The 14,196-nt window shown below is 72.1% G+C and carries 10 protein-coding genes; 2 read left to right on the top strand and 8 right to left on the bottom strand.

What is annotated here, in order from left to right:
• Positions 1–84 precede the first annotated feature (84 nt).
• The 8 genes from ACFZDJ_RS33695 to ACFZDJ_RS33660 form a co-directional block, all read right to left on the bottom strand.
• Entirely contained in the window at positions 85–633 is a 549-nt protein-coding gene (locus tag ACFZDJ_RS33695; protein WP_390934541.1) for a Pycsar system effector family protein, read from the bottom strand.
• The gene (locus ACFZDJ_RS33690) at positions 630–1,727 is read right to left on the bottom strand and encodes a hypothetical protein (protein ID WP_391064516.1); all 1,098 of its coding nucleotides are present in this window, start codon (positions 1,725–1,727) and stop codon (positions 630–632) included. The genes ACFZDJ_RS33695 and ACFZDJ_RS33690 overlap by 4 nt, the downstream gene beginning before the upstream one ends.
• Entirely contained in the window at positions 1,720–4,242 is a 2,523-nt protein-coding gene (locus ACFZDJ_RS33685) for a hypothetical protein (protein ID WP_391064513.1), read from the bottom strand. Before ACFZDJ_RS33685 ends, ACFZDJ_RS33690 begins: the two co-directional genes overlap by 8 nt.
• A gap of 5 nt (positions 4,243–4,247) precedes the next feature.
• Positions 4,248–5,120 (bottom strand): hypothetical protein, encoded by an 873-nt coding sequence (locus ACFZDJ_RS33680; protein ID WP_391064509.1) that lies wholly within the window; start codon positions 5,118–5,120, stop codon positions 4,248–4,250.
• 113 nt (positions 5,121–5,233) lie between these two features.
• Positions 5,234–5,944 carry a Crp/Fnr family transcriptional regulator gene (locus ACFZDJ_RS33675; protein WP_101403846.1) on the bottom strand — a complete coding sequence of 237 codons (711 nt, stop codon included), beginning with the start codon at positions 5,942–5,944 and terminating at the stop codon, positions 5,234–5,236.
• A 432-nt stretch (positions 5,945–6,376) separates the two neighbouring features.
• Entirely contained in the window at positions 6,377–7,906 is a 1,530-nt protein-coding gene (locus tag ACFZDJ_RS33670) for a cellulose binding domain-containing protein (RefSeq protein WP_391064506.1), read from the bottom strand.
• A gap of 280 nt (positions 7,907–8,186) precedes the next feature.
• Positions 8,187–9,533: a radical SAM protein gene (locus ACFZDJ_RS33665; RefSeq protein WP_168512375.1), complete on the bottom strand. Its 1,347-nt coding sequence runs from the start codon at positions 9,531–9,533 to the stop codon at positions 8,187–8,189.
• A gap of 700 nt (positions 9,534–10,233) precedes the next feature.
• Positions 10,234–11,241: an NAD(P)-dependent oxidoreductase gene (locus ACFZDJ_RS33660; protein WP_391064502.1), complete on the bottom strand. Its 1,008-nt coding sequence runs from the start codon at positions 11,239–11,241 to the stop codon at positions 10,234–10,236.
• 217 nt (positions 11,242–11,458) lie between these two features.
• Between ACFZDJ_RS33660 and ACFZDJ_RS33655 the strand changes: the two genes are divergently transcribed.
• Together ACFZDJ_RS33655 and ACFZDJ_RS33650 are read left to right on the top strand one after the other, a co-directional pair.
• Positions 11,459–12,709: an FAD-binding protein gene (locus ACFZDJ_RS33655; RefSeq protein ID WP_390934547.1), complete on the top strand. Its 1,251-nt coding sequence runs from the start codon at positions 11,459–11,461 to the stop codon at positions 12,707–12,709.
• Between the two features lie 164 nt (positions 12,710–12,873).
• A complete protein-coding gene (locus tag ACFZDJ_RS33650) occupies positions 12,874–14,121 on the top strand; it encodes an ROK family protein (protein ID WP_391064499.1) in 1,248 nt (415 codons plus the stop codon).
• Positions 14,122–14,196 lie beyond the last annotated feature (75 nt).

Raw genomic sequence — 14,196 nt, 5'->3', positions numbered from 1 at the left:
CTGCCGTCTTCCCGTGATGCTTTCCACGGCCGTCCCCCTGGTTCCTTGGTTCGTCTCTGTGTCGTCTACGTGCTGTGCCGCGTGTCAGCGGGCGGTCAGGCTCCAGGCCAGGGCCAGCGCCGTCGAAGGGGCGAGCGAGCCCACTCCCCAGCGGATGGCGCGGTACTTGGCGGACAGGATCGAGCTGACGTCCACGGCCTGGACGAGCAGCCATCCGGCGGGATCGCGTCCGGCGTCGGTGACGTCGGCGGACAGCCCCGCGAGGTCGCGGGGGGCCAGCAGGTCGCCGAAGTACGTCACCCCGTCCCGGCCGCGGACCGTTCGGGTGCGCGGCATGAGCGCCCCGACCAGCGAGGTCACCGCGACCACCCAGAGCACGCTCGCGAGGATCAGCGTCACGTCGGCGAGCCCGCGCCAGTCGGGCGGGCCGTGCCGCCCGATCAGGAACGCGGGCAGCGCCAGCGTTCCGGAGAGCAGTACGGCCGCCTTCGCGTCGGCGCGGCCGAGGTCCTCCCTGACCGTGCTCAGCAGTCGTTCGGCGATGCGCTCGCCCCGGTCGGACCCGTGCGGACCCCCGTCCGGCACGGGCCCGACCGGGTCGGGGGAGGTGCGCGCCGGGCCGTCGCCGGTCACCGGTCCTCCTCCGCCCAGGACCATCCGTCGTCCCGGGAGCGCGCGCGGCGGCGCGGCGGTTCGGGTTCGGTGTCCTGGGGGTCACCTGGGTAGGGCTCTCTCGCGCGTGGCCCCCGGTCCGCCCGGGAGGGCGGTTCGTCCGCCACCCAGTCCGGGGTGAACGGCTCGTCGGCGGCCGGAGCCAGCTGCGGGGTCTCGCGGCGGGCGGGCAGCGAGCCGATGGGCCCCTGGAGCGGGTGGCGGCCCTGGTTGAGGAGGTTCAGGGCCTGTGTCTCCATGTCGTTGGACTGGATCTGGCCGCTGGCGACCATGGCGAAGAGCCGGTCGACACGTTCCTTCTCGTCCTGCCGCCCCTCCTGGCGGATCTTCTCCAGGAAGTCCTTGGCCGCCTCGGGCTCGGCCGCCAGCATGTAGCTGAGCTGTTCCAGCTCGCCGCCCTGCAGCATCTTGCGGAACGCGGCCTGATGCACCCGGGTCACCTCGGCCGAGGCGTGCGCGTCCCGGATGCCGTCCATGTGCTCGATCGTCCGGTCGTCCACCCGCAGGCGGACGTACAGCCGCACCCGCAGGCCGAGTTCGGTGCCCAGCTCGGCCCAGCGCCCGCCGGCGCACTCCAGGGTGATGGCGCGGTCGGCCTGTTCGGCCTGGGTCACCCGGTAGGCCGAGGACACCTCGCGCAGTCGCTCCAGCACCGGGGCGGTGAGCCGCTGGGCGACGTCGGTGACGACCTCGGTGGCGGCCAGATGGGGATCGGTCACCGTCCAGTGGATGTCCACCTCGGCCTTGAAGAAGGTGGTGCCGCCGGCGGCAGGCAGCTCCATCTGAAGCGTCGTCACATAGGTGCCGAGCGCGATCTCGCAGACGGTGTACGGCCGGGCCAGCGCCCGTTTGTCGACGTGCCGGACACCGGAGACGGTGACCACGCTGTAGCCGCCGTTGCGGTAGAACAGCACCGAGGCCTTCTGGGCGCTCACCTGCGGGAACCCGCCCGTCGGCGCGTACTCCCGCAGGAAGGGACCCGCGGGCCCCGCGGCCGCCTTCCGCGCCCTCAGCCGCTCCCTCGCCTTCGCCCTCGCGTCCTGGTCCTCAGCCATGGCTGTCCTCCTCGCCCGTCCTCTCCTTCGGCGGGACGGCGAGCCACCACAGGGAGCGCGCCTGCGCGTCGGGGAGCGGATTCTCCGGATCGTTCATCATTCGGCGCAGCAGCCAGTCCAGCCGCCGTCGGTCGTTCTGCTCGGTCGCCAGCGCGGGCAGCAGCGCAGCCAGCCCCGGCCGGGTCCCTTCGGCGCCGTCCCTGCGCACCGCCGAACGCAGCAGGGACTCCAGCGCGTCCAGGGCCACGTCCTTCGAGCGCGCCGTGTTCAGCGCGGTCCACATCAAGTCGGCCATGGGGAGCACGAGTTCGGGACGGGTGACGGCGAGGGCGAGCGGCAGCGGCCAGTCGGCGCGGTCGGCCAACGGGGAGTCGGGCTCGTCGGACAGCACCTCGTCCACCGAGGTCAGGGCGAGCCGCACGGAGGTGACCAGACCGAGATCCTGGTACGCCTCGCGCTTGTGGTGGGTCCAGTCGGCCATCCGCCGCAGCACCTTGGCACCGTCGGGGAGCGCCAGCAGCCGTACGGCGTTGAACGAGGCGACCGCCAACTGCTCCCCGTCGTCGCGGACCCCGATCCGGGCCAGGGCGTCCAGGGCGTCTTCCGTCGTGTCCGCGGCGTTCCCGTAACCCAGCGCCATCGCCGCGGTCCAGCGCAGCGACTTCGTCCCGTACCTGCTCCAGTCGTCGACCAGCTTGCGCACCGCCTTGCGGTGCGACGCGTGACCGGCCGCCTGGTCCAGCGTGGTGGCCGCGAAGATCCTGCGGCGGGGCGTGGCCGCCTCGGCGAGCGGCCGGATCAGCTCCGCGTATCCGTGGTCGAAGTCCCGTGCGCACAGCTCCCCGGCGGCCACCGCGGCGCGCATCCACACCTGGGGGCGGGGATCGTCCGCGAGCAGCCGCAGCCAGCGCACGATCGGTGCCCGGACGGGGAAGTGCCGGTCCCAGATCTCGGTCAGCACCGCCGAAGGCAACGCGGAACCCCGGTACCAGATCAGCCGGGCCGGAACCTCGGTCCCGGCCACCTCGAGCCGGCCGTCCGTCAGTTCGGCGCGCGAGAGGGCGAGATCGGCTTCCGGGTCGTCGCAGAACAGCGGGCGGGCCGGGGTGTGGTCCGGATCGCACTGTACGGACAGTTCCCAGGTCAGCAGATGGGCGGCGGCGGCCACGGCGCTGTGCGAGGCGCCGCCCAGTACGGCGAGCGCGATACGGAACGCCACCGGGTGGAACAGGGCCGCCGTGCCCGGCCGTCCCGCGCCGCCCTCCGGCTCGGCGGGCGGCGCCGTCAGCGCCCGGTCCACCCCGGCGAACCACTCCTGGGCCTGGTCGGCGGCGAGGCTGCGGCAACCGGCCAGCAGCTCGTCCCGGGAGACCTCCCCCAGCTGGTGCGCGGCCAGCAGCGAGGCGAGCAACTCGGCCTCGGCGGGGCGCAGATCCTCCAGCCCGACCGCGTCCTTGACGTCCTGGCGGACCGCCAGTTCCTCCGCCCCTGCGAGCAGCTCCTCCAGCCGGACACCGGCGTCCGGGGCGGCGGCGACATGCTCCTCCAGCCGCTCCCGTAACCGGGTGGTGAGCAGCTCCTGGGTGGGCGCGGGAGGGCAGAGCCTGCCGTACCGCCCGGCCAGCAGCGGGTTGGCCGCCGACCCGACCGTGACGACGACCACCGCGTACGAATCGCACCGGGCCAAGGCCGCGGCGAGCCCGTCGAGGTCCATCTCGTCCGGCGGCAGCGCAACGGGACCGGTGAGGGAGAGCTCCAGCAGGTACCCGGTGCCGCGCCGCGCCTCCTCGCCCTCGCCGGCCAGGGAGCCCGCCAACTCCCTCACTCCACCGTCCGGGTCGACCCGGCGCACTCGGGATCCGGCTCCGGGCTCCGTGCCCGTGGCGTCCGCCGCGGGGCCGGTGACCTCGTCGAGGAGTGAGAGTGCGGTGCTGGTGCGTCCGGTGCCGGGGGCGGCGACGAGCACCAGCAGCCGACGGGTGCCGAGGGCCTTGCGCAGCTGTACGTATCCCCGCGGTTCCACATGGACGCGGCGGAGCCTGCGCAGTTCCTCGTCGGGCACGGGTCCGCTGCGCATCCGAGCACCGGAGTGGCGGGCGTCCATCCGCAGGTGGATGTCGCCGATGTGGGCGCTCTGGAAGTACGAGCGGTCGAAGCTGTTCAGGTCCCGGCCGGTGTCGAACAGCATCCGGGTGGCCCGGCGGGCCCGTGAGGCGGCGGCGAGGTCGGTGGTCCCGTCCTCGCCCTGCTCCTCGGCCAGCGGGTCGCGGGTGTGCTCCTTGAACCGCCCCGCGGCGCGCTCGCGTTCCTCCTCCTGCTTCTTCTCCTGGTCCTTCTTGACGTCGCCCTCTTCCGGGGCGTCGTTCCCGGCGGCACCCTCGTCGCCGCCGGCCTTGCCCTCGTCGGCACGGGGCTGGTCGTTCCTGGCCTTCCCGTCGGCCTCGGGCGAACGGGCGTCGGCCCCCTTCTGGGGTGCGGGCTCGGCGGCGCCGCCCGCCTGCTGATCGTCGGTCACCGCGATCAGCCCTTCCGTCGGTCGGCGTCGCCGGTGATCCGCCCGATGTGCACGGGCTGCTGGTAGACGTTGTCGCTGTGCTGCGACATGTCGCCGTGGACGGTGTACCGGGCACCGGGGCCGTCGGCCCGGTCCTCGCCGTCGGCGCCATGGGGGGCATCGACGTCACGGACGTCATCGCCACCACGGGCTTCATTGACATCACGGGTGTCATCGACGTCACGGGTGTCATCGACGTCATCGGCACGGTCGGCGTCCGGTGCTGCCGGTGCGGCGGCGGGGATCTCGGGAGCGGGTCGGCCGGGGAGGTGGAACCAGGCGGTGACCTCACCCTCCTTGAGCTCCAGGCGGGCGCAGGAATAGTGCGCGGGCTCGATGAACTTGCCGCCGCTGCTGACCACGTCCTCGTAGAGCGACTGGGAGGTCACCAGCACGAGGTCGGCCCGCTCGGCGTCCAGCAGTCGCCGGGCGAGGGGCGAGTCGGCCAGCCGGCACGCGAGGTCGACCGCGCGCCCGATGATGCCCCGGCCGTCGTGCCGGACAGGCCCGACGTGCATGCCCACCCGAAGCCCGAGGGGGACGCGCAGGCCGCGGTTCTCGTCCCGCAGATTCTCGTGCACCTCGACCATCCACAGGCCGAGCAGCCGGGTCACCGCGATCCGGCCGGCCACCGACAGCAGCACACCGTCGCCGCGGTCCTCCATGTGCACCGCGTCCCGCGCCACCTTGGCGTGGGTGAAAGCCGCTTCCAGCACCCGGTAGATCCGCTCGCGCATGCGCTGTTTGTCGACGTCGTCGTACTCCCCGGAACGCCGGGCGTCGACGCTGATCACCAACTCGTAGCGTGCTTCGGTGAGATCCATCGCGTCGTGGTCCACCCCGTGCCCCCTTGTTCTCTCCACTTGCCGTCCCCCTCAGCGTCGGGCCCGGGACGAAGGCCGTCTGTAGCCGTTTACACACGACGAGGCGTGGGTTACGACAAGGCGTGGGTCTACTCCTGATGACCGTCCGCGAGGAGGGCGAGCAGCTCGGGGTCGAGGATCTCCACCATCCGGTTGCCGGTGCGCACGACGTGCTGGGTGCGCAGCAGCTTCAGTGCCTTGGCGACGGCTTCCCGGGTGGCTCCGATGGTGGCGGCCAGTTCGTCCTGGGCCAGCTGGACGACGGTGCCCGTGTGCGTGACGCCCGGTACGGCCGGGTTGTAGGGGCCGGAGGGCTCGGCTCTCGACAGTTCGGTGAGCCGGCTGGCCAGCCGCTGCAGCACGGTGAGCGAGGCGAGCGCGGACCGCTCCTGGTCGGCGCTGCGCAGCCGGAAGGTGAGCTGGCGTATCACCAGACCGCTGACGCGGGGGTGCAGGGCGAGGAAACGGCGGAACGCGTCCCCGGATATGACCTGGGTCTCGGTCGGGCCCAGCGCGCGCACGGTGGCGCTGCGGGGATGCGGGTCCAGGGCGGCCATCTCGCCGAGCAGTTCACCGGGACCCCGCAACCCGAGTATCAGCCGGGTGGCGCCCCGGTCCGTCACCACGGAAACGGTCACCCAGCCCTGAATGATGATCAGGACGTGACTGGACCGGTCGCCTTCCGTCAGAAGATGGGCATCGGCCGCGTAATGCTTCCGGCTGCCGAGCGCCATCACGCTCTCGCGCTCCTGAGCGGTCAGAGCGCGCGCGAAAGCCAGCTCATTGCCGAGCAGTCCCATGGCCACGCCCCCCGCCGCAATCATGCAGCCTGACTTTTCAGAGGCGTTGATGGTGGCAGAGCGAAGCATTGAGGCGAGTGAATTACGCCAGATCGGCAGTACTGGTCGGTAAGTGCCGAAGTGCCAGGTGGGTCGCCCGGGGGGACCGTCCCCCGTGACGCCCCCCACCACCGGTGACCGCGGCCGAACCGTCCGCCCCGACTCCCGCCCCACCGACGACCTTGAGGTCAGGACCGGCGCTCGAACGGCCGGCCCCGTCGATGAGGGGACCGGCCAGGGCGGCGGACTTGGCGGAAAATCAGGTTTCCGCCGCCGGAGGGGTGCTGGCGAGGTGGTGACGGGGTGAGGGGACGGTGTCTGCTTCTGCGCGCGTCACACCGATTCTTCGCGCGTCACACCGGCTCTTCGCGCGTCACACCGGTCGGCCGGTACTCAGCCGGCGGCCTGGCAACTGGCCGTGTTGAGGGTGAAGTCGCGCGCGGGCGAGTTGGAGCCGGTCCAGGAACCGAGGAAACCGAAGGTGAAGGTGCCGTTCGCGGCGACGGTCTTGTTGTAGTCGGCGGCGGTGGCCGTGACGTGGGAGTCGTTCTGGGTGAAGGTGGCGTCCCACATCTGGCCCACGTGCTGGCCGTCCTTGAAGGTCCAGCCGAGGCTCCAGGTGGCGAGGGCCTTGGTGGAGGTGACGGTGACGGTGGCCTGGAAGCCGTCCGGCCACTCGCTGACGATCTCGTACTTCACCCGGCAGTCGGGCGAGGCGCTCTTCGTGGAGCCCTTCGCCCCGCCTTTCGCCCCGCCCTGCTTCCCGGCGGGCGACGAGGACTCGCCCTGGGCCTCCGGATCGGAGTTGCCCGCCGGACGTGAGGTCGAGTCCGCCACCGCGGGCGAGCCCGCCGACCTCGACCCCGACCCCGCCCCTGACCCCGATTCCGATTCCGACCCCGAGGGGAAGGAGGGGCCCGGGTCCGCCACGGACTGCCCGTCCGTCGACTCGCCCTGCGCGGCGCTCACGCCGCCGCCCTTCGAGCCGCCGAAGGGCATCAACGAGACCGTGAGGGCCAGTGCGGACACGAGGACGGCCGTGACCAGGATCCCGGTCCGGCCGATCCGGGGCCGGACCGGCTTGCCCTCGTTCAGCCCCGTGTCCACCGCCGCGTCCGTGCGTCCGCCGATCATGCCGGCCTCGGCGGCCCTGCGCCGTCGTTCGAGATACGCGAGGCCGCCCCAGCCGATCACACCGCTGGAGAGCGCCGCGGGCAGCCCGCCGCCGTGCAGCCGCAGACAGGCGGCGGCCTCCGCGCACTCGACGCAGCGCGCCAGGTGCCGGGAGAGGTCCTCGGGTGTCTCGGCGGTGGGCGAGCGGGTGACCGCGTCGAGGAGCCGCGCGTAGCTGCGGCAGTAGGCGTCCATCGGCGTGTCGATGTGGTTGCGGTGGCAGCGGTCCCGGAACAGCGCCCGCACCTGGGCGAGTTCGGAGGACGCCGCCGCCGGATCGAGACCGAGCCGCCGGGCCACCGCGGACAGCGGCAGCGACTCGACCTCGGCCAGCCACAGCAGAACGGCGTCCGGCTCCTGCATGTCCCTGAGGCCGCGCAGCGCGAGCGGGCGGTGCAGCGGCGGTCCGCTGTAGCGGGCGGCCTTGTCGGAGTGGAGCCACAGGCGCAGGTCGGGGTCGAGCCGATGGCCGAGCCCGTTCGTCTCCCAGGCGCCGGCCACGGTGCGGACCGAGGCCAGCAGCAGCGGAATGCGGGGCAGCCTGAGTGCCCTGCGTCCAGTACCGGTACTCTTCGATGCCGCGGTGGCGGCGCGCAGTTCGTCGATGCCGTGCGTGAACGCCTCGGTCGCCAGCAGCGTGGCCGCGGCCGAACCGGACGTGCACAGATCGGCGTAGGACAGGACCGCGTCCCAGCACTCCGAGAGCAGCGCGGCCTCGGCGGCGTTCTGGGGGGTCGGCAGGTCGGGCATGGGGGGCTCCTGCATCAACTGCTTCCAGGTGCAACGTCTAGAAACGTCTGAACAACGTGATCGTCAACTCACGCTCTGTACAAGGGAGTTGAGGCCGTCTCAACGACGGGGCCCGAGCCTTTCACGCTTTCCACACAACTGACAAGCGAGGTATTCAATTAGCGTGGCAAGCGGTTGCGGCGCCGTTCGTCCGAGCGCGCGCAGCCTCCCTCCCGCCGTATGGAAGGTGATACGGAAGGGAGGCCGATACGTCTCGATCGCCCTCGACTTTTAAGAGGTTCTACGGAACCTTCGGTCCGGCCGCTTCCGCCACCGCGGGTTCCCGCGCCGGGAGGCTGTCCATGAAGGAGCTCACCGAGAAGACCGCGTGGCCGGGTCCGGGCGGGCCGTATCCGGGCGGGGAGGACAGCCCGAAGTCCTCCATGGTCGAACGGTAGGCCTCCAGCAGCCGGATGTGGTACTCCAGCGGCGCGCCCTGGGGGTTGGCCTTGCCGAGCGGGGTCGTGGGCTCCGGGCACCAGGTGGTGAAGCGGGGCGTGATGCCGTGCGACATGAAGAAGCGCAGCCCCTCGGTGGTGGAGGCGATGGCCTCGTCGACGGTCGTGAAGCCGAACGGCTCCGCCATCTCCACGCCCGCCACGAAGTTGGGGATCACGTTGCGCGCGCCGAAGACCTCCGCGGAGTCGAGGATGCGCTTGTGCCACTCGTCGCGGCCGACGTAACGCTCCTTGCCCGGGCAGTACAGCTCGAAGAGCCGCCGGTCCCACACCTCGTAGTTGGGGTGGTAGATCTGCACCCCGTAGTCCTTGAACCGCTGTACGTCGTCGCGCGGCAGCGCCTGCGCGACGACCTTGCCGATCCAGCGCCCCGGGAAGCGCTCCTCGATGGCCTTGGCGTAGTGCCCGTAGAAGTCGGCCTCGTCGCGCCCCTGCAGCTTCGAGGTGATCGCGCCGCCGGTGAGGGTGTACGCGGTGGAGACCTTCGCCGTGTCGTACCGGTCGATGATCTCCAGGGCTTCCAGGACCTCCTCGACGTCCTTCACCCCGGTGTACGGGCGCCCCGCCGCCTTGTGCTGGCGCCAGTTGTGGTTGATGTCGCAGTACTGGCACTCCTCCTTGGCGCCGAAGTACTGGCAGACCCGGAAGACGGTGAGGTAGATCAGATAGCCCCACTGGATAGTGGGAGCGACCTCCATCACGGACTTCCCGTTGGAGAGCGTGTGCCGGTAGTACTCGGGCATCGGCGGCACGCCGACGTCGGCGATGCGCTTCCCGTCGAGGTAGAGCCCGAGCATGCCTTCGTCGTCCGCGGCGACGCGATAGGGCGAGGCGGGATTGACCCGCACGGACACCACGGTCCGCCGCAGGTCGTACGGCCCACCCGTGAGGATGATCTCCTCGGGCGGGCGACGCAGCGCGGCCTCGCCGAGCTCGGGCAGGGTGCCGTGGTCGAAGGAGAAGATGAAGTACGACTTCGGCTTGACGTCACCGTCCTCGTTGTCGGAGAGCGCCGACTCGTCGAAGGCCACACCTCCGCGGAGCAGGTCCTCCTTGAAGACGGCCTCCCTCGGTACGTGCGGGAACCGCTCCATCAGATCCTCGACCAACGCGGTGCGGCTGCCGACCATCCCGTTCTCCTCGCTCCCGACCCGTTCCCGACTCGTTCAAGTCTCCGTGCTCGACTCCTCACGGTATGCCCCCGCCCGCGCGTCAGCCGTGCCGGGTCCCCTCGCGGCGCGCGACGCACACGGGAGGAGCCACGTCGAGCGGCAGCGCGGGGTCCGGGGCGCAGCCCCGGGTCGGGTCCGGGGCGCAGCCCTCAACGCTGGTCCGGGGGCTGGTCCGAGGGGGGCTGGTCCAAGGGGGGCTGGTCCAAAGGGAGCTGGTCCAAGGGGAGCTGGTCCGGGGCTGGTCCGGCGCAGAGCCCCTAGAGCGAGCTCGGGGCGGAGCCCCGGGTTGAGGTCGGGGGCACAGCCCCGAGAACAGGCCCGGAGCGCAGCCCCCGGCGGGGTCCCACGGGCGAAGCCCCGGGCGGGGTTGGGGGCGCAGCCCCGAACGGAGGCCCGGGGCACAGCCCCAGACGAGACCCCACGGGCACAGCCCCGAACGGGGGCCGGGGGCACAGCCCCGAGCGGAGGTCGGGGGCGCAGCCCCGAGCGGGGGCCAGGGGCGCAGCCCCCTGGGGATGGGACGGGTAGGGGCGGCGGGGGCGAGGAGAACCCGGCGTCCACGTCACGCCCCGTTCCAACACCCCCGCGTCCACGTCACGCCCCGTTCCAACACCCCCGCGTCCACGTCACACCCCGTCCCCACACCCCCACATCCACGTCACGCCCCCCGCTCCAACACCCCCACATCCACCCCGAACTCCAACCCCTCCCCCACAGCAACCCGCTCCGCCTCCGAGAGGACCGTGAGGCCCAGGCGGGTGAGTTCGTTGCCCTGGGAGCCGGCGAGGTGGGGGGTGATGAAGGCGTTGGGGAGGTCGTAGAGAGGGGAATCGGGCGGCAGTGGCTCGGGGTCGGTGACGTCGAGGATCGCGCTCACCCGCTCGGCCCGCAGCTCCTCGATCAGCGCGTCATGGTCGACGAGCGCACCCCGCGCGGTGTTGATGAGAACCGACCCGGCCGGCATCAGACCGAGCTCACGACGGCCGAGCAGGTGCCGGGTCGCGGGCGTCTGAGGGGCGTGGACGGTGACGATGTCGCTGGTGGCGAGCAGGTCGTCGAGCGGGAGGAGCGGAACCCCCAGCTCGGCCGCCCCGGCCTCGTCGACGTACGGGTCGGTGAGGCTCACCCTCAGATCGAAGGGGCGCAGCAGTTCGATCACGCGGCGGCCGATGCGGGACGCTCCGATGACGCCCACGCGGCGGCCGTAGTTGCCGATGCCGGGAACGAGGGCCCAGCCGGGCGGGGAGCGCCGCGCGCGCAGGCGGTCGCGGTGGGCGAAGAGGTCCTTGCCGGCGAGAAGGATCATGGCGAGGGTGTACTCGGCCACGGGCAGCGCGTTGGCATCGGCGGCCGAGGACACCAGGAGGCCGCGGTCCCAGACCGCCGGTGTGGTGAAGCCCTTCGCCGAGCCCGCGGAGTGCAGCACGGCACGCAGTTTCGGCGCCGCGTCCAGCGTGGCCGCATCCAGCCGCGGGCAACCCCAGCCGGTGATCAGGATCTCCGTCCCACCGAGCGCCTCGCGGACACGAGGTTCCGAGAAGTCCTCGGCCACCAGCGCGGGATCGATGTCCACCACCTCGCGCAGTCGGGCCATGACCTCGGGCGGAAAGACCTGCGGCACGTTCTCGGCGGACATGGCGAACATCGCCACGGGACGCTCGGGCAAGGAGTCAACCCTCCGGCTCGGTGACTACGGACGCGGCAACAGCAAGCGCTCTCTACCGTAACCGTTGGGTGTCGCCGCGCGACAGAGGCCGTGGGTGGGACCGCCACGATGAGCGTGGCCAGGGCCGGAACACCGGACCGACGGACTCCCGAGGTAGTTTCCAGCAGTGGCCACCGCACGGCCGCGCACGGCGACTTCCCGGGGAGGGACGACAGGGATGACACAGACCCTGACCAACTGGGCCGGCAACATCACGTACACCGCCAAGGAACTGCACCGCCCGCACACGCACGACGCCCTCGCGGCGCTCGTCGCGCAGAGCGCACGCGTCCGCGTCCTCGGCAGCGGGCACTCGTTCAACAAGATCGCCGAGCCCGGCGACGACGGCGTACTGGTCTCGCTCACCGCGCTGCCCCCGACCGTGGACGTCGACTCGACCGCCCGTACGGTACGGGTCGCGGGCGGCGTCCGGTACGCCGAACTCGCCCGCCAGGTGCACGAGCACGGGTTCGCCCTGCACAACATGGCCTCCCTCCCGCACATCTCCGTGGCGGGCTCGGTGGCGACCGGCACCCACGGCTCGGGCGTCACGAACGGCTCCCTCGCCTCCGCCGTGCGCGAGGTCGAGATCGTCACGGCGGACGGCTCGACCGTCACGATCGGCCGCGACGACACCCGCTTCGACGGCGCCGTGACCTCCCTCGGTGCACTCGGTGTCGTCACCGCCCTCACCCTCGACCTGGAACCGGACTTCGAGGTGAGCCAGCACGTCTTCACCGAACTCCCCCTCGCGGGGCTCGACTTCGAGACGGTGGCGGCGACGGCGTACAGCGTGAGTCTCTTCACCGACTGGGGGCGTCCGGGCTTCCGGCAGGTGTGGCTCAAGCGCCGCACCGACCAGCCGCTGCCGGACTTCCCCTGGGCCGCGCCCGCCACCGAGGCGATGCACCCCGTGCCGGGCATGCCCGCGGAGAACTGCACGCAGCAGTTCGCAGTGCCCGGACCGTGGCACGAGCGGCTGCCGCACTTCCGGGCGGAGTTCACCCCGAGCAGCGGGGCCGAGCTGCAGTCGGAGTACCTGCTGCCGCGCCCGCACGCGCTCGCGGCGCTGGGCGCCCTCGACGCGATCCGCGAGCACATCGCGCCGCTGCTCCAGATCTGCGAGGTGCGCACCGTGGCCGCCGACCGGCAGTGGCTGAGCCCCGCCTACGGTCGGGACACCGTGGCCCTGCACTTCACCTGGGTCGAGGACACGGCGGCCGTCCTGCCGGTGGTGCGCCGGGTCGAGGAGGCGTTGGAGCCCTTCGACCCCCGGCCGCACTGGGGCAAGGTGTTCACCACGCCCGGGGAGGTGCTGCGCGGGCGCTATCCGCGACGTGACGACTTCAGGGCCCTGGCCGAAACCATGGACCCGGCCGGCAAGTTCACCAACCCCTTCGTGCGGGACTTTGTTCAGCCCCTTTCCTAACCCCTTGTCGAACCTCCTCGCCAGGCCATAGCCTTGCGGCGCGCCGGGACCGCCGAGGGCCTGTCCGGCGGATCAGGTCGCAGGAAACGGGCGGTGCCTCATCGACGCTGGCGAGTGGGGCTTGGCGCGTGCAGCTGCCCCGCTGTGCGGTACGGAGGACCGAGGTGGCCAAGCAGGCGAAGCGGACGTCGCGCGACATCCGCACCGCGAACCGCTATGAGGTGCTGCGTCAGATCATCGCCGCGTCCCCCACCTCACGACAGGAGTTGGCGGCGGCCACCGGGCTGAGCCTGGCCACGGTCGCCACGCTCATCGGTGAACTGCTCGACCTCGGGATGCTGACCGAGGTCGGGTTCGAGGACTCCGCGGGGGGCCGCCCCCGGGGACTCGTGGCCGTCAACGCGTCGGGGGGCGCGTTGATCGGCGTCGACATCGCGGAGACATACGTCCGCGTGGAGCTGTTCGACCTCGCTCTGAACGTGCTCGCCCGCGCCGCCGAGGACATGCGCCCCGGCGAGAGCCGCCCGGAGCAGGTCGTCGGGCATGTCGCCGCGGCCGTCGGCTCGGTGGTCACGCAGGCCGGGATCGAGGGCGCGCGCGTCCTGGGCGTCGGGGTCAGCGTGCCGGGCCAGGTGGACCGCGACACCGGCATCTCCGAGTACGCGCCGAACTGGGACTGGCACGACGTGCCGCTGCTCGACCTGCTGGCCGAGCACATCGCCTACCCCCTCCACCTCGACAACCCGCTGCGCGCCTGCGCGGTCGCCGAGCTGTGGTTCGGCGCGGCCCGCGGCCGCGGGGACGCCGTCGTCGTCAACCTGGGCACAGGGGTCGGCGCCGGGCTCGCGCTCGGCGGCGGGCTGCACCGCGGGGTGAGCAACAGCGCGGGCGAATGGGGCCATACGACGCTGGTGCTTGACGGGCGGCCGTGTCACTGCGGCAACCACGGCTGTGTGGAGACGTACGTCGGGGCACCCGGAATCATGCGGAACCTGCGGGAGTCGAGCCCGGACAGCCCGCTGCTGCATCCCGACGACCAGACCGCCACCATCGACGCCCTGTCCCACGGGGTCGCCGCCGGCGACCCGGCGGCGCTCCAAGTCGTCCGGGACACCGCCCGCTATCTCGGCGCGAGCATCGCGGACCTGATCAACCTCCTCAATCCCGAAGTCGTCGTGCTCAGCAGCTGGGTGGCCGCCACACTCGGCGAGCCGCTGCTGCGCGAGGTGCGCGAGGCCGTCGCCCGGCACGCGCTGCGCCGGCCGCTGGCCGCCACCGAGATCGTCCTCTCCCCCATCCCCACCGACCCGGTCTGTCTGGGCGCCGCGACCTTCGCCCTGGAGGGCGCCCTGAACTCGGTGGGCCACAAGGCCGCCGGCGGCAGGACCGTCCCGCGCCGCACCGCCCTCTAGGGGGTCGTGGGCCGCCGGGCCGACCGTCCGCCAACTCGCCCTGCCCACACCCCTGTTCGACCCACCGAACCGCAG

It is taken from the genome of Streptomyces sp. NPDC007896 (assembly GCF_042959425.1).
GTDB lineage: Bacteria > Actinomycetota > Actinomycetes > Streptomycetales > Streptomycetaceae > Streptomyces.
Note: the sequence above shows the minus strand (reverse complement) of the source record. Positions and strands in the feature narration are given on the sequence as shown.